This is a genomic window from Corynebacterium timonense (genome assembly GCF_900105305.1).
Lineage (GTDB): Bacteria > Actinomycetota > Actinomycetes > Mycobacteriales > Mycobacteriaceae > Corynebacterium > Corynebacterium timonense.
In genome coordinates, this window is sequence record NZ_LT629765.1 from 1659917 (window position 1) to 1678299 (window position 18383).

Annotated in this window: 15 protein-coding genes and 1 pseudogene; 5 read left to right on the top strand and 11 right to left on the bottom strand. The window is 64.8% G+C overall.

Annotation, left to right across the window (positions count from 1 at the left end; all coding sequences use genetic code 11):
- Positions 1–72: 72 nt before the first annotated feature.
- The 5 genes from BLT81_RS07830 to BLT81_RS07850 form a co-directional block, all read right to left on the bottom strand.
- Positions 73–909: an ABC transporter ATP-binding protein gene (locus tag BLT81_RS07830; RefSeq protein WP_019194393.1), complete on the bottom strand. Its 837-nt coding sequence runs from the start codon at positions 907–909 to the stop codon at positions 73–75.
- Positions 906–1886, bottom strand: a complete 981-nt coding sequence (locus BLT81_RS07835; RefSeq protein ID WP_231286631.1) for a FecCD family ABC transporter permease — start codon at positions 1884–1886, stop codon at positions 906–908. Before BLT81_RS07835 ends, BLT81_RS07830 begins: the two co-directional genes overlap by 4 nt.
- An 86-nt stretch (positions 1887–1972) precedes the next feature.
- Positions 1973–2947 (bottom strand): FecCD family ABC transporter permease, encoded by a 975-nt coding sequence (locus tag BLT81_RS07840; protein WP_231286630.1) that lies wholly within the window; start codon positions 2945–2947, stop codon positions 1973–1975.
- Between the two features lie 105 nt (positions 2948–3052).
- Entirely contained in the window at positions 3053–4111 is a 1059-nt protein-coding gene (locus BLT81_RS07845) for an iron-siderophore ABC transporter substrate-binding protein (protein WP_040421417.1), read from the bottom strand.
- Between the two features lie 245 nt (positions 4112–4356).
- Entirely contained in the window at positions 4357–5190 is an 834-nt protein-coding gene (locus tag BLT81_RS07850; protein WP_019194389.1) for a helix-turn-helix transcriptional regulator, read from the bottom strand.
- A 123-nt stretch (positions 5191–5313) separates the two neighbouring features.
- On the opposite strand from BLT81_RS07850, the gene BLT81_RS07855 reads away from it, so the two are divergent.
- Genes BLT81_RS07855 through BLT81_RS07865 form a run of 3 tightly spaced genes read left to right on the top strand, consistent with a single transcriptional unit; the run spans position 5314 to position 9510 of the window.
- Positions 5314–6951 carry an ABC transporter transmembrane domain-containing protein gene (locus BLT81_RS07855; protein WP_051011494.1) on the top strand — a complete coding sequence of 546 codons (1638 nt, stop codon included), beginning with the start codon at positions 5314–5316 and terminating at the stop codon, positions 6949–6951.
- Positions 6952–6965: 14 nt separating this feature from the next.
- Positions 6966–8720 (top strand): ABC transporter ATP-binding protein, encoded by a 1755-nt coding sequence (locus tag BLT81_RS07860; RefSeq protein WP_019194387.1) that lies wholly within the window; start codon positions 6966–6968, stop codon positions 8718–8720.
- Between the two features lie 4 nt (positions 8721–8724).
- A complete protein-coding gene (locus tag BLT81_RS07865) occupies positions 8725–9510 on the top strand; it encodes a siderophore-interacting protein (RefSeq protein WP_019194386.1) in 786 nt (261 codons plus the stop codon).
- Positions 9511–9548: 38 nt separating this feature from the next.
- Here BLT81_RS07865 and BLT81_RS07870 read toward each other — a convergent pair whose 3' ends face one another.
- Positions 9549–10124 (bottom strand): polysaccharide deacetylase family protein, encoded by a 576-nt coding sequence (locus BLT81_RS07870; protein WP_155860845.1) that lies wholly within the window; start codon positions 10122–10124, stop codon positions 9549–9551.
- A gap of 228 nt (positions 10125–10352) precedes the next feature.
- Positions 10353–11015: pseudogene (locus tag BLT81_RS07875) on the bottom strand (IS256 family transposase); the annotation flags it as partial.
- A gap of 146 nt (positions 11016–11161) precedes the next feature.
- Here BLT81_RS07875 and BLT81_RS07880 point away from each other — a divergent pair.
- Complete coding sequence (locus BLT81_RS07880; RefSeq protein WP_231286629.1) at positions 11162–12238, top strand: S66 family peptidase; 1077 nt, start codon at positions 11162–11164, stop codon at positions 12236–12238.
- A 415-nt stretch (positions 12239–12653) separates the two neighbouring features.
- Here the strand turns inward: BLT81_RS07880 and BLT81_RS07885 are convergent, their stop codons facing one another.
- From BLT81_RS07885 to BLT81_RS07895, 3 genes are read right to left on the bottom strand one after another with little or no spacing between them, the layout of a single operon-like run.
- Positions 12654–13109, bottom strand: coding sequence for a restriction endonuclease (locus BLT81_RS07885; protein ID WP_019194382.1), 456 nt, complete (start codon positions 13107–13109; stop codon positions 12654–12656).
- Between the two features lie 20 nt (positions 13110–13129).
- The gene (locus BLT81_RS07890; RefSeq protein WP_019194381.1) at positions 13130–13501 is read right to left on the bottom strand and encodes a PH domain-containing protein; all 372 of its coding nucleotides are present in this window, start codon (positions 13499–13501) and stop codon (positions 13130–13132) included.
- A gap of 29 nt (positions 13502–13530) precedes the next feature.
- Positions 13531–14052: a hypothetical protein gene (locus BLT81_RS07895; protein WP_019194380.1), complete on the bottom strand. Its 522-nt coding sequence runs from the start codon at positions 14050–14052 to the stop codon at positions 13531–13533.
- 235 nt (positions 14053–14287) lie between these two features.
- Here BLT81_RS07895 and BLT81_RS07900 point away from each other — a divergent pair, with 235 nt between their 5' ends.
- Positions 14288–15733, top strand: coding sequence for an HNH endonuclease signature motif containing protein (locus tag BLT81_RS07900; protein ID WP_019194379.1), 1446 nt, complete (start codon positions 14288–14290; stop codon positions 15731–15733).
- A gap of 331 nt (positions 15734–16064) precedes the next feature.
- Here BLT81_RS07900 and BLT81_RS07905 read toward each other — a convergent pair whose 3' ends face one another.
- Positions 16065–18296, bottom strand: coding sequence for a 3'-5' exonuclease (locus BLT81_RS07905; RefSeq protein ID WP_019194378.1), 2232 nt, complete (start codon positions 18294–18296; stop codon positions 16065–16067).
- Positions 18297–18383 lie beyond the last annotated feature (87 nt).

Genomic DNA, 18383 nt, shown 5'->3' on the forward strand with positions numbered 1-18383 from the left:
GCCGATTTTCTCGAGCACGTACCCAACCGGATCCTGGGGCAGCGCCACCGGGCGCCTTGATGATGAGCCGGTTCACCCGCCAAGCGGGCGCCCAGCCCCACGTCGAGGGATGATCAGCGGTGTACCGGTCTCGGGGTCCGGTCGGATGATGCACGGGAGCCCGTAGACATCCTCGACGAGTTCGGCTGTGAGAATCTGAGCGGGTTCCCCAGAGGCGACGACCGTGCCGGCCTTCATCACGATGAGGTGACTGGCGTAGCGCGCGGCCTGGTTGAGGTCGTGGAGAACTACGACGATGGTGCGATGCAGCTGGCTGCGGAGTGTCTCGAACAATTCGAGGAGCCCGTACTGGTGGGAAATGTCGAGGAATGTCGTCGGCTCGTCAAGCAGGAGAATTGGGGTCTGTTGAGCAAGGGCCATCGCGACCCAGACGCGCTGACGTTGCCCTCCGGACAGCTCTTCAACGAGCCTGCCGGAAATGCCGAGTGTGCCGGTCGCTTCGAGCGCAGCGACGACGGCGACCTCGTCTGCTTCGGACCACCGGTCGAACATGCCCTGGTGGGGGTAGCGCCCGCGGGCGACGAGATCCGCAACGCGTATCCCGTCCGGGGCGATGCAGGTCTGCGGAAGCAGGCCGAGCCGAGTGGCGAGCTGTTTCGGCGGCAGACGGTGGATGTCGTCTCCGTCGAGCAGGATCGCGCCCTCAAGGGCCGGTAGAACGCGGGCGATCGTGCGCAGAAGCGTCGATTTACCACATGCGTTGGGGCCGATGATGGCGGTGTACGAGCCGCGGGCGATGCTGATGTCGACCCCGTCGACGATGATCCGGTTGTCGTATCCAGCACGCACGCCTTCTGTGCGCACCGCGTCTGCGGTAGCGGTGCGCGGAGCAGTGTTCTTCGTGGTCATGATCTCCTCCGAAACTCCGAAATCAGCAGCCAGGCGAGGTAGGCGCCGCCGAGTGAGACAGTGACTACTCCGACGGGCATCCCAATACGTTGGGCGAGGATGTCGGAGGTAAGCAGGCAGAACGCGCCGGTGAGCGCCGACGGCCCGAGCAACAAGCCCGTTCCCCGCACCAGCCGCCGCGCGATTTGTGGGGCGGCCAGCGCAACAAAAGAAATAGGGCCGGCTGTAGCGGTCACAAGTGCCGTCAGAGCGACACCGACGACCACGGCCAGCGCGCGGAGGCGGTTCGCACGCAGACCGAGCGAGTAAGCGGCGTCGTCTCCGAGCTCAAGTTGGCGCAGCCCCGGCGTGAGCAGCGCCACCGCGGTAATCAAGATGAGCAAGATCGCAGCCATCGGCCAGAGCTGGTCGTGTCCCAGCGCATTGAAGGATCCAGCCGCCCACACGGCAGCGAGCATGGCGGTGTCGACGCTGGTGGACAATAGGAGTGCGGAGTTGAGCGAAGACAGCAACGCCGCCACACCGATACCCATGATGATCAGTCGAAACGACTGTACGGATCCGCGCACTGTGGCGAGGAGGTAGACGGCCGCGGCGGTGATGATGCCGCCGAGGATGGCGCCGGCGGCTATGTCGAGGTAACGCGTGGATCCGAGGAGGAGCATGACGACGATCGCGCCAGTGTAGGAACCGGAGGAGAACCCGATGATGTCCGGGGACCCGAGGGGGTTGCGGGTCAGCGACTGGAAAATGGCGCCGGAGATGGCGAGGGCGATGCCGCAGGCGATCGCAAACAGTGCCCGCGGCAGTCTCCATTCCACGACAAGCATGTGCGTCTGCTTGCTGGCCGTGCCGGCGAACGCTGCGATGACGTCGCCAAGCGGAACGCGGTGGGTGCCAAGCGTGAGGGAGACGAGCGCAAGGAAGACGGTAAATGCCGCGAGAGTGCTACAGACGGTAAGGGAACGCACGCTCATTACCGCCGATATCCGGGGGAGGCGAATCGCAATCGCGGGATACCCATGGTCAACACCATCGCGCCCAACGCGGCGGGGAGAAGCGCTCATAGGCCACTCACCGTCCTTCGCCGAGCAAGGAGAATAAGCACGGGTGCACCGATGACAGCAGTGACGAGGCCGACGCGCAGCTCCCCGCTGGGGAGGATGACTCGGCCGAGGACGTCGGCGAGCAATAGCAGAATCGGAGAGACTACTACCGTGTAGGCGAGGATCCATCGCTGGTCGGGGCCCACGAACCAGCGCACGACGTGCGGGATCATGAGCCCGACGAACCCGATCGGTCCCGCCAGCGCGGTCGCCGTGCCGGCGAGCAGGGTGACGGCGACGATCACGACGATCCGCACCCGCCCGGCACGAACCCCGAGCGAGGCGGCGAGCTCGTCTCCGAGCGCTAGGGCGTTGAGCGCTCGGGCGGCGCCAAGGCCGAGGAGGAGCCCGAGAAGAATCAGCGGCGCGAAGGAAAGGACGATATCAAGCTGTCGTCCGCCGATGGATCCGACGCCCCAGAACCGGAGGTCGTCGAAGGCGTCACGGTTGCCGAGAACGATCGCGGTGGTGAGGCCGCCCAGCACGGCGCTAACCGCCACGCCCGCGAGGGTGAGCTTCGCCGGAGTGGCTTTGCCGCCGCCGACAGCGCCAAGCGCGTACACGAGTATCGTGACGGCGCCGGCGCCGAGCAACGCGAACCATACGTAGCCCAGCGGTGCGGCGACGCCGAGGAACCCGACCGCCATCGTCACCGCGAACGTCGCCCCGGCATTCACGCCGAGGATGCCGGGATCAGCGAGCGGGTTACGGGTGTACGCCTGGATCAGCGCCCCGCACATCCCGAGCGCGGGCCCGACGACCAAACCAACGACGGTGCGCGGCACCCGCAACTCAAGAATGATCACGTGCTCGTCCAGCGTGCCATCGTAGGCCCATAGCGCATCCCAGATCGTCGATAAGCCGATCGCTCTGGCTCCGACCCCGATGCTGAGCACGACAATGACGACGAGCACGGCGCTCGCGATAAACAAGCCAGCCAGTCGGAGCGCCGAGCTACGGACGACGCCGCGCGGCGCTTCCGGGAGCGTCCGCCTGAAATAGTGCGGAACTGTTAAGAGCATGCCTGCGGCTCCGTCTCACTTAGCCGTGCGGACCACGGCGCCGCCGCCGATAGCTGCGGAAATGTCCCTGATGTAGTCATGCTCGATCGCCCACGGGATACTAAGCACATCTGGGCCGCTGGTGGCCATGCCGAGCGTGTTATCTTCGGCGATGTAGTAGCGGCCCTGGGCAACCGGTTCCCATCGGGTGAAGACGGGGTGCTTGAGCGTATAGGCGGTATCGGCACCGGCGTAGGACCACGCTAGGACAACATCAGCCTCAACAGTGTCGAGCTGCTCGAGGCTGATACCCCCGTACCAGGTGTCCGCCGGAACGTCTTTGGTTGCCGCGGCGAGTTGCGGGGTGTCTACCATGCCGAACTCGTGCAACAAACGCACGCGCGGGTCCTCGCCGATGTAGGCGGTGATCTCGGTCGCCCCTTCAGAGAAGGTGGTGCTGTATAGGAACGTGGCACCGTCGAGGTTGGGATACTTCTCAGCCTCGTTCTGGATGGCTGCTTCGGTCTCGCGGACGAGCTCTGCGGCTTTGTCGTCTTCGCCGAGGATCTTACCGATGATCTTGGTGTGCTCCTGCCACGTGCCGGCGGTGAACGGCCGCTCCTTGTACGCGACAGTCGGGGCGATTTCGCTGAGCCGCTTGTACTCGGTCTCGGTGAAACCGGAATACACGCCGATGATGACGTCCGGTTGGAGGGCGAGGATCTGCTCGTAGTCCGCGCCGTCCTCTGTCACGTTGATGATCTCCGGCATCTCCGCTTTTAGCTGGTTTTCAACCTGGTCGCGGAACCAGGGGGTGAAACCCTCCTCGTCCCCGCCCCATGTCTCGGGCACTCCGACGGGGGCGACGCCGAGGGCGGCGACAATATCGTGATTCATCCAGCTTAGAGTGACCACGCGCTTCGGCTTCTCGGGGATGGTTGTCTCACCGAGAGCGTGCTCAACGGTGCGCGGAAAACTCGCCTCGCCTATAGACGCTCCGGGCGAGCCGGCGGACTCGGGGGTAGACGAGCAGCCGGCGACCACGAGGGCTAGGGCGGCTACTGCGAATGCGAAGATACTGCGTAAAAGGGGCATGGGACCTCGACAAGACGTAATGAGGCTTCTCTGGGAGAGACAACCGGCACCCAAGGTTAGGTGTGCCTTGGCTAACGCTACGCGGTGCGGTTTGCCGTTGGCGGACAGTTTCTTACGCCCAGCGGCCAGCCCGCCACCAGCGCTCCATCCCTACTGGCGCAAAGCGAAGTCCCGCGGGGAACCTTGCCTCATTCGTCGGCGACGGGCGTTTCCCGATACCGCCGCCCCGCAAACCGGGTTTCCCGTCAGACGTCGGTGTTGGCAGGCAAGAAAAGGTGCGGCGGGCGCCCCATAAGGCGGTGGAACGCGGCGCTGAAGGCACTGATCGTGGCGTAGCCGACGCGGCGGGCCACCACCCCGACGGGTGTACCGCCGCTGAGGAGGCGGACGGCGGCCGACATGCGTGCAGCCGTACGCCACTGGCTGAACGTCATGCCCGTCTCGGCGCGGAAGACGCGTGCGAGAGTACGGGCACTCGTAGAGGTGACCCACGCCCAGTCCTCAATCGAGCGATTGTCGGCAGGGTTGCTCATAATCGACCGGCAGATCGGGGCGATGCGTGAATCCTGAGGAAGCGGCAGCTCGATTACGGGAAACGCCGCATCTGCGACGAGTTCGAGGCACACTCTTTGGGCGCGCAACCGCTGCTGGCGGGGCATACCGGTTTCCGCTAGGTGGCTGAGAAGCTCGCGCAGCGCGGCATTCACAGAAACCGGGTGCACGTCCGGTGCGCGCCCGTCCCACGCCTCGGGCAACAGATACAGGGCAGCCAGAGTAGTCGTGGGGTCGCGGCTGACTGCGTGCCGCGTCCCGGCGGGCACCCACAGACCTTGGCCAACGGTGAGGTTGTGGCGAACGCCATCCACCTCGACTTCGGCACAAGCTCGCTCCGGCCAGAACACGACATGCTCGGGGTGGGCGTGCGCATCCGTCGAGCACCCATCGGCGTCGTCGATATACGCGTACCGGAGATAGCGGGTGGTAAGCAGGTACCCGTCGGGCACGATCCGCCCTCTCACCGGAAAGCTCTCAGGGCAATTGATGCACTCGTTGGCCAACGAGGAATCAAGTAGAGTCACCACCGCTCCTCAACAGTTCCACGATCACACTTGTACTTAGGTAAGTGTAACCTACCCACACGTGTCCGACGGACGACAACATGTGGCGCCTTCGAGACTGACCGGGCGCCTATCCTGCCAAGAATGACGACAAACATCGCGCCGTTGCAGCGAGACCGCCCAGTTCGGGTCATGCGGTTGGCGCTGACGCGCGGTGGACGCTGGTGGCGGCTTTCGCTGGCGACCCTCGGGTTCATGCTTCACCAAGCGAGCGAGGCGGCTGTTCCCATCCTGATCGGTGTGGTCATTGACCGCGCAGTGCTGCCTCGCGACCCCGGCGCTCTGGCGTTGTGGCTCGGTGTGCTGGGAGCCGTGTTCCTCGTCCTGTCGTTCAGCTACCAAGGGGCGAGCCTGTCGATGATCCGCATCTACGGGCGCGGCGAGCACGACTTACGGCAAATAGCGGCCGCACGGGTGCTGGATACGCGCGGAATGAGAACCCGCCGGACTGGCGAGGTGCTGTCCATCACCACAAGCGACACGTATCGGGTTGCCGGAGTCTCGTGGAACATCGCCGAACAAGCGGCCACTCTTGCGGCCCTGCTTACTGCGGTGGCGGCGCTGCTGCTCATCTCGCTCCCGCTCGGCCTCGCCGTTCTGGTCGGGGCAGTTCTCATGCTGTGGGGAATGGCCGCGTTGGCCCAACCGCTCGAACGGCTGGGCCTGGCCGAACAGAGCGCAGTCTCGCGGGCGAGCGACGTGGCCACGGACGCCATGGAGGGGTTGAGGATCATTCACGGCCTCGCCGCTCACCAGCAGATCGTCGCACGTTACCGTGAAGCGAGCGCAGCCTCCCGTGAGGGCGCGATCCGCGCGTCTCGGTCACTGTTGACGTACCAGGCGGTGAGCACGGCAGTATCGATCCTCTACCTCAGCTCGTTAGCTGCCGCTGCCGGGTGGATGGCACTGCGCGGAGCCATCACCCCGGGACAGCTGATCACCGTGGTGGGGCTGGCTCAGTTCCTGCAGGGCTCCCTCGACCACATCGGCACCTTCGGAGCAAACTGGGCGCACAAACGCGCATCCGCCCGCCGCCTGCAGGATCTGCTCGTTGAACCGCACTGCCTCCCGGAGGGACGGGGAGCCCGCCCGGCTCACGGAATGCTGCGATGGAACCCGGTGAATGGCCCCGCAGTTGAGTCGAAGCCGGGCCGGATGGTCGGCCTCCGGGTCGTCGACGCCAAGCAGGCTCACGACGTAGCGTCCCGCCTGGGTTTCCGCACGACACCCGCGCCGGGGGAGCTCATCCTGGGCGAGGCCGATGCGTTGAGCATCGGCTGCGCTGCCTACCGGGGGCACGTGCTGGCCCCGCCTCACGATGCCTACGTGTTCACCGGCAGCATCCGCGACAATGTCACGCTGCGGGCGAGTGATTCCTGCCCGCTCGACGACGGCGTGGTGAGGGCAACCGCGCTGGACGACGTAATCGAATACGTCGGCTCACCCGATGCACCCGTCGGCGAGCATGGGCGCCGCCTGTCCGGCGGGCAGCGGCAGCGGCTACTTCTGGCTCGAGCACTGCATACGCCAGCCGACGTTCTCGTACTCGAGGAACCCGCTACCGCCCTCGACCCCATCACGACGCAGCGCGTTGGGGCTGGCCTCGCCGGATGCGGCCGCACCATAGTACTGGTCACGAGCGACCTCATTCTCCTCGGCAGCTGCGCGACGGTCGTCGACTTCACCTCACACGAAAACACACGAAACGAGGTGCGTGAGTGACTCATTCGCTACCCGTGGCATCCGTACGCGAGACTGCGCGCACTGTCCGCAGCCTCCTCACGCGACGACGAGGCCTGCTTGCTGCCACACTGGCGTTGCTGTTGACCTGCTCAGCCAGCGCGTTGGCAATCCCCCCTTTGCTCGGCTGGATCGTCGATATCGTCCTTTCAGGTGTTGGTGCGTGGCGCATCTGGCTCACAGCCGGTCTCCTCATCGCGGCGGGCGTCCTCTCGGCCGCCACCTCGTTGTTAGGCGGCCGACTGTTGGTCATCTGCATACAAGGCTCGCTCTCTGAATTACGCGAGGACGTGTTCGCTGCAGCGATGCGGATCGATGCGACGACGATCGAACGAGCGGGAAGCTCAGACGTGGTGTCACGGCTAACCCGGGATGTCGAGGCGGTCACTGAGGCCGGGTCTGAGGTGCTGCCGCGCTTTGTCAGCGCCCTGTTTACGATTGTGCTCACCGCAGTAGGCATCGCCGCACTCGACCCTTTCCTCGCGCTAGCCGCGTTGAGTGCCGCCCCACTTCAGCTAGTCGCCGTGTCACGCTTTCTTCGCCGTTCCCGCCCCTTGTACGTGCGGCTGCGGCGCGAGGAGTCCGACCGCGGGCAGGCGATCATAGAAAGCGTTGCCGGACAAGAGACCGTTCGCACCTACCGCCTTGCCCCTTTCCGCCTCGGCCTGATAGCCGAACGCAGCCTCACTGCTGTAGAAACCGCCCGTGCGGCAGGAAAAGCGCGAAACGTGTTCAACGGGACGCTCAACCTGGCGGAATTCACAGGTCTCGCCGCCGTGCTCGCCGTCGGATTCTGGAGGGTGGAAACGGTAGGAGTAACCGTGGGGACGGTGACTGCGGCCGCGCTTTTCTTCCACCGTTTGTTCATCCCCATCGGAGACCTACTGTCCAGCGTCGACGACCTTCAGCGGGCCCAAGCAGGACTCGAGCGCCTCGTCGGCGTGCTGCGCAGTACGGCGCCTGCACAGCCGCGCTATGAAATCCGCGACGGAGCCGTCGAGCTGTGCGGGGTGACGTTTACCTACCCCCAGGCGTCAACTGCTGCTGTCACCGATCTCACACTCACCGTCCCTTCGGGGGCGCGCGCCGTGTTCGTCGGGGCAAGCGGTTCCGGAAAATCCACCACTGCGCACCTCATCGGGGGGCTCGCCGCTCCTACCTGCGGCTCCGTCATCGTCGGCGGGCAACCCGCTACCCGTGCCGCACAGGCTTCAGGTAAGCCGGCGGTCATGCTCGTCACCCAGGAGACGCATCTGTTCTCCGGCACGCTCGCCGATAACCTGCGCCTTGCCCGCGCAGACGCCACCGACGACGAGCTACGCACCGCTCTCCGCGCAGTGGGTGCGCACTGGGCGGCCGACCTTCCGGGGGGAATCAACTCGCCCGTCCCGCACGATCTTGACGAACAACGCCTCCAGCACATCGCGCTCGCTCGCGTACTTCTCGCCGACCCACCCGTTGTGGTGCTCGACGAGGCCTCCGCCCATGCAGGAGCCGATTCGGCACTCGACCGTGCCGTGGACACAGTCGTGCACGGTCGCACCGCAATCATCATCGCTCACCGCCTCTCCCATACTGAAAACGCCGACATCACCGCTGTGTTTGAAGCCGGCCGCATCATCGAGTGCGGCGAGCCCCGCGAACTGCTCGCGACCGGCGGCGTCTTCCGTTCGCTGTGGGAGGCGTGGGCCCGTGGGCGCGAGCAGCTTCCTCGCACGTTCCAACCACCTCTTCCGCCTAAGGAGAAATAACACCATGGCCATCCCCTGCTCCCCTGCACAGGTCGAACGTGTCACACGACTCACCCCCCACATGATCCGGATCACGTTTCGCACCATCGGAGCCTGGCGCTGGAACACCGACGGCTCCGGTGACGAGCACATCGACATCGCCCTCCCCCACCCCGGTGAGACGGAGGCCGATTTAACCGTGTTTAACCTGCCCGAATACGGTCCCGGCTGGAAAGGAGAAGAACCCCCGTGGCGCCACTACACTGTCCGCGCCGTCTACGACCAAGGCAGGTTGTTCGACATCGACTTTGCCATCCACGGCGACGGAATAGCCTCAACTTGGGCTGAACGTGCGGAGCCCGGCCACGTGATCGGCGCCTTCCACGGCGGCGGCTCCTACTACCGCCCGCCTGCGGACGCCACGTTCCACCTTCTCGTCGCCGACGCCACAGGTCTTCCCGCCCTCGGACGCATCATCGAAGAAATGCCCACGGCCACCCGGGCTCTTGCCATTATCGAAGTACCCGAAAGGGCAGACATCCAAGCGATCACATCCGCCGCCTCCGTCGAGTACCGCTGGCTAACTGGGACTGGAAACGGCCGCGGCCCAAGCGCGCTGCCGGCCGCTGTAGCGGAATTCACCCCGCCCGGTGAGCCCTGGTATGCGTGGGCTGCGTGCGAAGCAGCGTCCAGCCGCTCGATCCGTTCAGACCTCCGCAAACGCCTCAGCTCACCCCGCAACCGCCACCACGTAATCGGCTACTGGGCCGAAAGCAAAACCGGCAACCGTCCCGCAGAAATGGAACGCTGACGCTGCCCTTTTTGCAACGCCCACGGCCCGCACTCCCCCTACACCGGCGCCTCCCCCAGCTTCGCAAACGTAAAACCCGCCTCTCGCAGCTGCGAGATCGCATCCCTGACACCGTCGGCCGTGCCCCGCCCGGGCTGGTTCATGGGCATGAGCACGATTGCCCCAGGGGTGGCCTGCCGCAGGTGGCTGGCCACAGCGGCGCCGGGCAGGGTGGCCCCGGCGTCGCCGTTCACGGCGAAGCCGGCGAGGCTGACGCCGAGCTCGCGCAGGAACCGGCGGTTGCCCTCGATCTCCTGCACCAACTCCGCGGCGCTTTCGGTGCCGGGGATGCCGTAGGCGGCGCGGCCGTTAACCGACAGCGGCTTGTGCAGGTTGCCGTGGTTTTCGATCTGGAACAGCGGGTTCTCCGCGATGTCCCGCGCCCGCTGCGGGTTCTGCTCGACCCAGCGCTTGTCCCAGAACATGGTCGCCGGCACCGCCTGCTGCTCGAGGAGGGCGAGCAGGGGGCATCGATAAGCGAGCCGTGCGGCCCGCCGCAGGCGTCGAAGGTCAGGGCAATCGACGTCGAACTCGGGTCGAGCGTCGCCACGATCCAGGGCAGGTCGTAGCCCCACGCGCGGGGCTCGGCGCTGTCGTACCTCGCTGCGACGTCCGCGGGCCAAGGCTTATCGACGTCCACCCTCGCCGGCCCGGTCGCCGAGGGCGTCGGGCGCCCCGGGGGCGCCTCCCCGCCGCCCGCGCCCTGCGATGCCGCGCACGACGCCGCGCCGAGCAGCGGTAACGCCAGGCCCGCGAGGAGGGCGTCGCATCGGATCACGAGGCGGACCAACTACATCAGATCAGACACAATCGCGGAAGAACCCGGTCCACGACGCGGCCGATTCGGCGGTGGCGACCTGCATGCCACACAACTCCCGGTACCCTTAGGCGTTAACCCCGGTGGCCAGCAGCACGCTGGTTTTGACGACGCGCCCGCCTTCACGCACCTTCATCGTCAGCGCGTCGCAGGAAACATAGAGGTAGGGGCCGGTGTCCAACGGGCGGGTGCGGAAGTTGTCGACCATCACGTCGAGTTCTTTGGCCATGGTAGACACTTGCGACTTCGATAGGTTGGTGATCCCGCAGGTGGCGACAAGGTCGTTCATGCGGCGGGTGGAGACCCCCTTGAGGTAGCAGGTGGCTACGACGGTGGCCAGGGCGCGTTCTGCTCTTAAGCGGCGCGGGGGCAACCAGTCGGGGAAGAATGATCCGTGGCGAAGTTTCGGGATTCTCACGTCGATGGTGCCCACGCGTGTGTCCAGGTCGCGGTGGCGGTAGCCGTTTCGGTGGTTGGTGCGGGTGTCGCTGACGGTGGCGTAGTCGGCCCCGCAGATGCTGTCTGCTTGGGTGGAGAGGATCTGGTTGATGAAGTCCTGCAGCATCTGACGCATCAGATCCGGGGATGTGTGGGCGAGCAGCTCATCAAGGTAGGCGGTCGGGTCGATATGATTGGGTCCAGCGCCCACTCGCGTTGGTTCCTTTCGAGGAGATGTTGGAATTGATTCGAAAGGTACTGCGGTCGCCGCCTCACACGTTCATGAGGTCCCTCACCGACAGTCACAGATACACCACGCTAACGGACGCAACCCTTACCTGGGCGAATATGTTAGAGATGAGCGATGACCATATTGTTCTGTGCGGATACTGGATTGGAATGAAGATGCACGATATAGAACGTAACCACATCGCAGTGGTGGCTCCTTCATCACCTGCTACGCTTATTGGCCCGGCCGTGCACGAGCAGGCTATGCGGAGAATTAACGCTGAATTTGGGTTGCCCCCCGTCGAGTATCCCTCGGCTAAGGAAAAACTTTCCGCGCAACAAAGAGCGAACGATATTAATAGCGCAAGTAAACAGCAGCATTGCAAAGCTATTTTCGCTGTAGTCGGCGGGAACGACTCAATTACATTACTGAAACATTTCAACCGGGAGGTCTTAGCCAATAGTAGAACCCCATTCGTGGGTTACTCCGATAACACAGCCATTCATAACTTCTTATGGAAGTTAGGCAGAACCAGCTACTATGGAGGATCAACACAAGTTCAACTCGGGCCAGGGCCATTTGTGGACCCGATTCAATCAGACTCCATAAAGAAAGTGTTGGAGGGGACGGGGTCCTTAGAGCTTGTAAAACCTAGCGACTATGAAGTAAGGGGAAAAGATTGGCGGTCTCCGCTTGCGCTAATCGAAGGGGGGCCTCGTTCTCCCTACCCTGATTACCTCTGGGCAGGAGATCGCAAGATCAGCAAGGGTCGTTCTTGGGGCGGCTGCGTACAAACACTTCTTCAGCTTGCAGTAATGAATGAGCTGCCGACGCCGCAGCAACTGACCAGCGCAATCCTTTTTCTCGAGCTTTCGGACGAGCATATAGGGGATAGCAACGTTCTCAAGTTCGTAAGAGCCCTCGGGGAAGCAGGATATTTTCATGTGGTCGGAGCCGTCCTTTTCGGCCTCCCACCGCATTCGAGGAATCAGGGAGCAGAACAAGAAGCCCGGCCTCATCCAAGTGCAGCAACCAAACTTCTTCGCGCAGTTTCCCGTGAAATAGGTAACTACAACGACGAGCTGCCTAGGGTTTTGGGTATCCCTATAGGACATTTGCGTCCTCAGTATGTCATTCCTTACGGAGGAACAATAGAAGTCAATGGCATAAACAGAACAGTGACGGTTTTTTACGAACCGCGGTAAACGTGCTATGAAACCAGAAGGGCAGGCCGGGGTTCAAGTGATGTCTTTTAGTATTGTCTATTAAACCAACGCTGGAAGGTTCTCTCTGCAATTACTTTGGGGGACCCTAGGGGGTCTGTTGCGTCCGTTGGCGCGCTTCGTTTCAATCAGTTCAGCTCGCAGTCTGCGGTTTTGTGCTGCACAATCCACCGATTCCGCCCGGGGTTGTCGCGCCGGATTGTTTATGAGCGCGGACCCAGCCACGCAGGGTTTCCTTGACTGATTCCGAGCTCGACGGCGATGCGGGTGATCGCACCGCGAGACGTGCCAGGGTCAGCGCGCGCGTGCAGCACCAGTTCGATGGCGCGCTGCTTCAACTTAAGGAGTGTACTTCGAGGGCATGTGTAGGGCTCCTTTTCCACATTCCTACCCTCCATTAAACCCGGGGCGAACCATGTCGCCGCACCGTGAACAACGTGATCGCTGCGCCCAATTCATACAGGGCACCTTGGCTGAACTCATTGCGCGCTATACCGATCTTGAGCCATTCAACCCGGTGACGGTGACGGTGAAGGGGTGCTTCCGCTTCGTAGTAGTAATCACCGGTGACGCGACCAATGTTGATTGTGCTGTCCGGTTTGTAGGGAGCAACGATGAGTTCCCCGGGTTTCATGACATGGGCAAACCTGTAGATGACGCCCGCGCGGGTGTTGATCCGCCCCGTGGAATCCTCAGGATTCAGACGAGACAGTTCCGCTTTAATTCCGTCACGGCCACCCGGCAGGCGTCGTAGGTCACCCAGTTCATCCCAACCGATGCTGACAAAGCCCTGTTCGACCAGCTCTTCTTTGAGCGCGTCGTTGTGCAGGCCCCAGATACGTTTTTCCACCATTGCAACTTTCCTTACTTCTTTTACACCGCCCCCAACACGGCCTGGCTGATCAGCATGTCGATGCGGCGCACATCGAGGTCGCGGCCGACCTTGATCTTGATCTTTCCGGCGCGCGTCCACAGCTCGATCTCCGCGTTGAAGTCGAGCGTGCCGGCGTTTTCGGTGGACCACATGTTGATCGCCGAGTACGGCAGCGAGTAGACCTCCACCTTCTTGCCGCGAATGCCCTGCGCGTCGCGGACGATGAGGCGGTGGCTGGTGAAGATGGCGCTGTCGCGGAAGGTTTTGAAGGCCACGATGGCCTGCTCGCCGGGCACGAGCATGGTGGAGACATCGTCGGGGATCGCGATTTCCTGCACGAACGTCCACTCGGTAATGGCTGCGGTTTCCATGTGTTCTCCTTTTCAGATGGGTACTCGAATTAGTCCTGTTCGCGGTAGGAGCGCTCCGCACGCCTCTGGCGCTCGGCTGTCCAATCGCTGCCGACGATCGCTGACATCATACGGCGATCGGAGGTGATGACGTCGTAAAGCTCGCGCGCGATGAGATAGAGCGTGCCGTCTTCGGCGCCCTTCCCGATCAAGCCCTCCGACATGCGCTCGCGGTTGCCGAAGACGACGAACCACGTGGCCAGCTGTTCGAGGTCGAAGCTCTCCGCTTCCCGTTCGCTGATGAAGCGGAAGTCGTCGCGGTGGCGCTGCCAGTCGATGCCGAGAAATTCGGTCAGGTAGATCCCGCACCAGATTCCGTTCCACAACCACCTGGGGTAGGTGGGGAAACCGAGGGCGATTACGCCGTTCCCCTGCTTCTCCGCCTCGCGCCAGGCAGGTCTGTACCCGCCAGCCAGGTTGCCGCGAAGCTTCTCGACACCCTCGAGCAGCTCACGCGGTTCCAACACATCCGGGGACCGGTCGAACGTTTCCTGTCCGCCGCGTTCAGACATGTTGTCTCTCCTTGGGTGGGTGCCGGGTCAGGCGGTCAGGCCGTGGTGGCTCCCCGGCTCTGTTGTTCGCTGCGATCACCGTAGAACACGGTCCGGACATGGACCGCGCACCGTTCGAACAACTTTCGAAATCCCAGTTCACCGGCGCCAATTGACGCCTGCGAGAATTCTTTCGAAGAAAACCTTGACCCACCGAACATGCGTGCTATTATGGGTTCGTAACCAAGGGGGTGAAATGGACAAGCTCAGCAGGATCAACGACCAGCTCGAATCGCTTTTCGACGACCTATCCAGCCTGTTCGCCGACCCCGATACGCTCGCCTTCGCCGACGTGCACTGCCAGATGGAGCGCCTCGAACGCATCGCCAACACCAAGGCTGCCATCGACGCCGCCTTCGCCTATATTTGCGAGCGCGACGATGCTGGCCGCAGCGTCGGCTCGCGATACCCCACCGCCTACCTGACCGAGAAACTCGGCATCTCCCGGTCCGAGGCCTACAGCCGGCTCTCGCGCGGCCGGAAGCTTTACGCCCCTCCCGAGCCCGCGCCCGATACCCCTGACTCAACCGACGAGCCCAACCACGACGAAAAAGAGAAGAAGGACCGCCGACGCGCACAAGACCGCGCCGGGGAAGTTTCCGCCGAAAAACAGCGCATCATCGACCGGGAGCTCGAGGCCCTGCTCCCCGGTGCCAGCCCGAACCGGGCGCAGCTGCTCGCCGACGCTCTCGACGCTGCGGCGGGGAGGAGCCCCGAGGATCTGCGACGCTGGGTGCGCCGCCGCGTCGACCAGGCGAACGCCCGGGCACCCAAACCCGACCGCCCCAAAGACCCCCGCGGGCCCTACCGCAACCGGTCCGCGCACATCGGCGCACAACGCACCGACGGTTCGTGCGACATCACCATCACGGCGCCAGCCGGGGAGGCCGCGCTGATCAAAGCTCTCCTCGACGCGGGCCTGCGCCCGGGAAGCAACCTGCCGGAGGACCAGGCGGACAAGGACTCTCGCACGCCGGCGCAGCGCCGCTTCGACCAGCTTGCAGCCATCTTCAACCACTACGAGTCCACCCGCTCCAGTGCAGGGAACACCGGATCCGCCCAGGGCGCGGCCTCCGTGGTCGTCTCCATCACCCTCGACGATCTCGCGGAAGCCGACTACGCCACGCGTTTCTCCACGAACACGGGCATCGACATCAACTGCTACGACCTGCTGCGTCTCGGACTGTCCGGCTCGGACTTCATCGTCCAGTTCGACAGAGCCATCGGCATGCCGCTTTCCATCGGCAAGACCCGCCTGGCGAACCTGCCCCAGCGCCTCGTCCTCCTCGCCGCCCAGGGCGTCTGCGCCTGGGAGGGCTGCACCACCCCCTTCAGCGAGCTGGAGATCCACCACCTCATCCCCTACGCGGGCGGAGGGCCGACCGACATCGAGAACCTGGTCGGCCTGTGCAGGCAGCACCACCGGTGCAACAATGACAACCGCGACTTCTCCGGCGGCCTCAGACACACGCAACGGGACCCGAGAAGCGAGCGCGTCGGAGTTGCTCACCCGGACGGGACGATCCACTTCAACAACACCGACGACGCCACCCACGCCCCCGGCCTGCGGCTGCGCCACCGCGCGCCGCGCTACCCGCAACCGGCCGGAGGGGACCCACCCCTGTTCACCGACCCGTCGTAAACCTTCGACGCGCAGCCCCGCGCTGCGCGGACTCCCCGTGCCGTGAAACGCCCACGTCGCCGGAAGCGATACTCCACTCATTCGGAACTGTTTCGTTCTTGGCCTGTACGGGAGTGGGCCGAGATCTCACGCCCACGCGCATCGTAAAACGCGACCGCGCAGAATACCTCGCTCGTGCCGCTTTCATACCCACAGCCACGAGCGGCCGAGGCCGCCAGTTCCGCCGCCCCCCTCACCCGGACCGGGAAAGGCAAAAGCGCACAGCACGCACGTTCCTCGAGGTGGCGCGGCCGCGTCGGTGCCTTGCCCAGTTGGCTGGAACGCGAAGCTCCTACAGCGCGCGGACGATGTCGGCCCACTCGTCCTGGTAGCGGTGCCGGAACACCGCGGTCGTGCGGCGGCGCGGGGCGCTGGCCTCCAGCCCAAGCGCCTGGTTAATCCGGCCCAGGGCCGCGTCCGGGTCCGCGGCCAAATCGGGGTCGAGGCCCATCGACGACAGCAGGCCGGCGAGGCCGCCCAGCGTGTCGTCGTGTGGCGGCGCCGCGGTGACGTCGAAACGCTCAGGCTCAAACGTCAGCCACACCCTGTCGCCGAGCTGAACGCCGAGCTCCTCGAGGAAGCGGCGGATCGTGGAGCCCGACGCCTGGCGGAGCCGGTTCACGCGAATGGTGTAAGGACCCAGCCGGCTGGGCACCTGCGTTTCCCCGTCGACGCGCGCGTTGTACAAGGCCGCCACGGCCCGCGGAAGAAGAAACCCCGAGCCCCGCAGGTGGTCGCGAGTGACGGTCACGAGGAGCTGCCACACCCCGTCGCGCTTGTAGAGGTGCTTCGCCTCCTGCGGGTCGCCCTCGAGCAGCTCGTCGCGGGTGTGGCTGCGGGTCACTGTGCCGTCGACAAGCGTGAAGTCGACCCCGCCGACGTAGGTGCGCACGGAGCTTTCGCTGATGTTGCGTTGCGGGGCCTCTGCAAGGAGGGTGCTGAGCTCGACGCTGCCGTCCTCGGATTCGTCGATGCGGCGCGCGATCCAGTCGACGATCGTGGAGTACTCCTCCATCCCCCACTCGGCGAGGGCGTAGGTGCCGTTGGAGACGCGGGCAATGCGCTCGTCGACCGCGAGCTGGTTCGCCATCGAGCGAACGCTGTCGGGCGTGCCGGCACGCTCGGCGAGCTCCGCGGCCGGCAGCGGCCGCTGCTCCACGGACAGGATGGCCACGGCCCGGTCCTGGTGGCTCTTCGCCCGCGCGAAGAGCGCGCCGCCGTTGAGCGCGGCCACCTCCGGCCTCTGCTCGAGCAGGCGGACCGCATCGTCCGTCGAACTCTCAAGGAGCCCCGCCAGGCGCTCGACGTCGACGACGCCGTACTGGTCGACGCACCGGTCCATGCTGCTCGCGAAGTGCTCCGCGAAGCCCGCCCGGTACACCCACTCCCCGCTGCGCTCCCACCGCCCGTACAGCCCGCGAAAGTACTCCTCGTAGGTGCCCGCGAGACCGTCGCAGCGGTGGGCAAGCGCCGGAAACCTCGCCTCCAGGCGGGATGCCGGGGCCAGCCACCCGATGTGGCGCTCGATCTGCTCCGCGACTGCGGACGAGAGGACGTCGAGCCCATCAAACGTCTTTCTCAGCGCATTCTCCAGCTGACGGATTCGCTCGCGGGTCACCCCGTATGCGTGGCCGAGCTCCTCCAAGGTCGCGGTGCCAAGCCACCGCCGCTCGGCGATGGCGTACAAACGCGCGTCGCCCGTCGTGCTGCGCACCAGCTCCTGCACGCACGCCGCGAAGAGAGCATCGAGCGCGCGTGGCGACGCCTTGGGGAACCGCACCCCCGTCAACTCCGCCCACCCGGCGACGACCTCCGCGTCGTCGTACTCATGTGCGTATATGTCGCCGTCGATATCAATACCACCGGAGACGTCGTCGGTCGGGCTCGCCGCCGCCTGCGTCCGGCTCAGCCGAGGCGCGCCTGTGCCCTGCTCCCCGGCGCCTCGGTCCGGCCGCGCGATGGAGACGGGCTTCGCAAAATGAGTCCGCCCGAAGGTGACGGTCAGCGCGCGGAAGAGCTCCGCCGTCGCGCGCGCCTCCAGCAGCGCAACGTGAGCGCGCGGAGTGCTCACGCCCGCGGCCGCGAGGGCCGCCTCGCGGGAGTCTTCCTCGAGGTTGAGGTGGGCGCCGGCGACGTCGCGGGTATCAATCCACGCCTGTTCGTTCAGGTTCGAGTCCACCCCCGCCCGACGGAATTCCTGGAAGAGGAACCTCTTGGTAAAGCTGGCGTTGTGCGCCACGGGGACGCGCCCGTCGAGCATGCGCCCGACCGTGTCGGCGACGCGCCCGAAGGCCGGGGCGCCGGCGGTGTCGTTCTCCGCGATCCCGTGCACGAAGGTGTTCGGGATCGCCTTGCCCGGGTCCACGAGCGTGTCCCACTCCTCCTCGACCCGCAGCGAAGGGTCGAGCTGGACAACCCCCACCTCGACGATCCGGTCCGCGGCGCTGAAACCGGTGGTTTCTATCGCCACCACCACGTACCCGGGATGCGGGCTGCGGGCCGTCGCCCCCGCCGCGGGTGTCATGCCCCGGCGCCTTTGCCCACGAGGCTATTCACGAGAACGGGGGCCGTGGGGACCGGGCCAGCGTCAGCACACGCAGGGTACAGAAAG

Bases quoted from the DNA above. Each gene is read 5' to 3' on its own strand.
- BLT81_RS07835 (WP_231286631.1), bottom strand. From the start codon at position 1,886: ATGAGCGTGCGTTCCCTTACCGTCTGTAGCACTCTCGCGGCATTTACC.
- BLT81_RS07905 (WP_019194378.1), bottom strand. From the start codon at position 18,296: ATGACACCCGCGGCGGGGGCGACGGCCCGCAGCCCGCATCCCGGGTAC.
- BLT81_RS07900 (WP_019194379.1), top strand. From the start codon at position 14,288: ATGGACAAGCTCAGCAGGATCAACGACCAGCTCGAATCGCTTTTCGAC.
- BLT81_RS07830 (WP_019194393.1), bottom strand. From the start codon at position 909: ATGACCACGAAGAACACTGCTCCGCGCACCGCTACCGCAGACGCGGTG.
- BLT81_RS07865 (WP_019194386.1), top strand. From the start codon at position 8,725: ATGGCCATCCCCTGCTCCCCTGCACAGGTCGAACGTGTCACACGACTC.
- BLT81_RS07855 (WP_051011494.1), top strand. From the start codon at position 5,314: ATGACGACAAACATCGCGCCGTTGCAGCGAGACCGCCCAGTTCGGGTC.
- BLT81_RS07845 (WP_040421417.1), bottom strand. From the start codon at position 4,111: ATGCCCCTTTTACGCAGTATCTTCGCATTCGCAGTAGCCGCCCTAGCC.
- BLT81_RS07890 (WP_019194381.1), bottom strand. From the start codon at position 13,501: ATGGAAACCGCAGCCATTACCGAGTGGACGTTCGTGCAGGAAATCGCG.
- BLT81_RS07885 (WP_019194382.1), bottom strand. From the start codon at position 13,109: ATGGTGGAAAAACGTATCTGGGGCCTGCACAACGACGCGCTCAAAGAA.
- BLT81_RS07880 (WP_231286629.1), top strand. From the start codon at position 11,162: ATGAGCGATGACCATATTGTTCTGTGCGGATACTGGATTGGAATGAAG.
- BLT81_RS07895 (WP_019194380.1), bottom strand. From the start codon at position 14,052: ATGTCTGAACGCGGCGGACAGGAAACGTTCGACCGGTCCCCGGATGTG.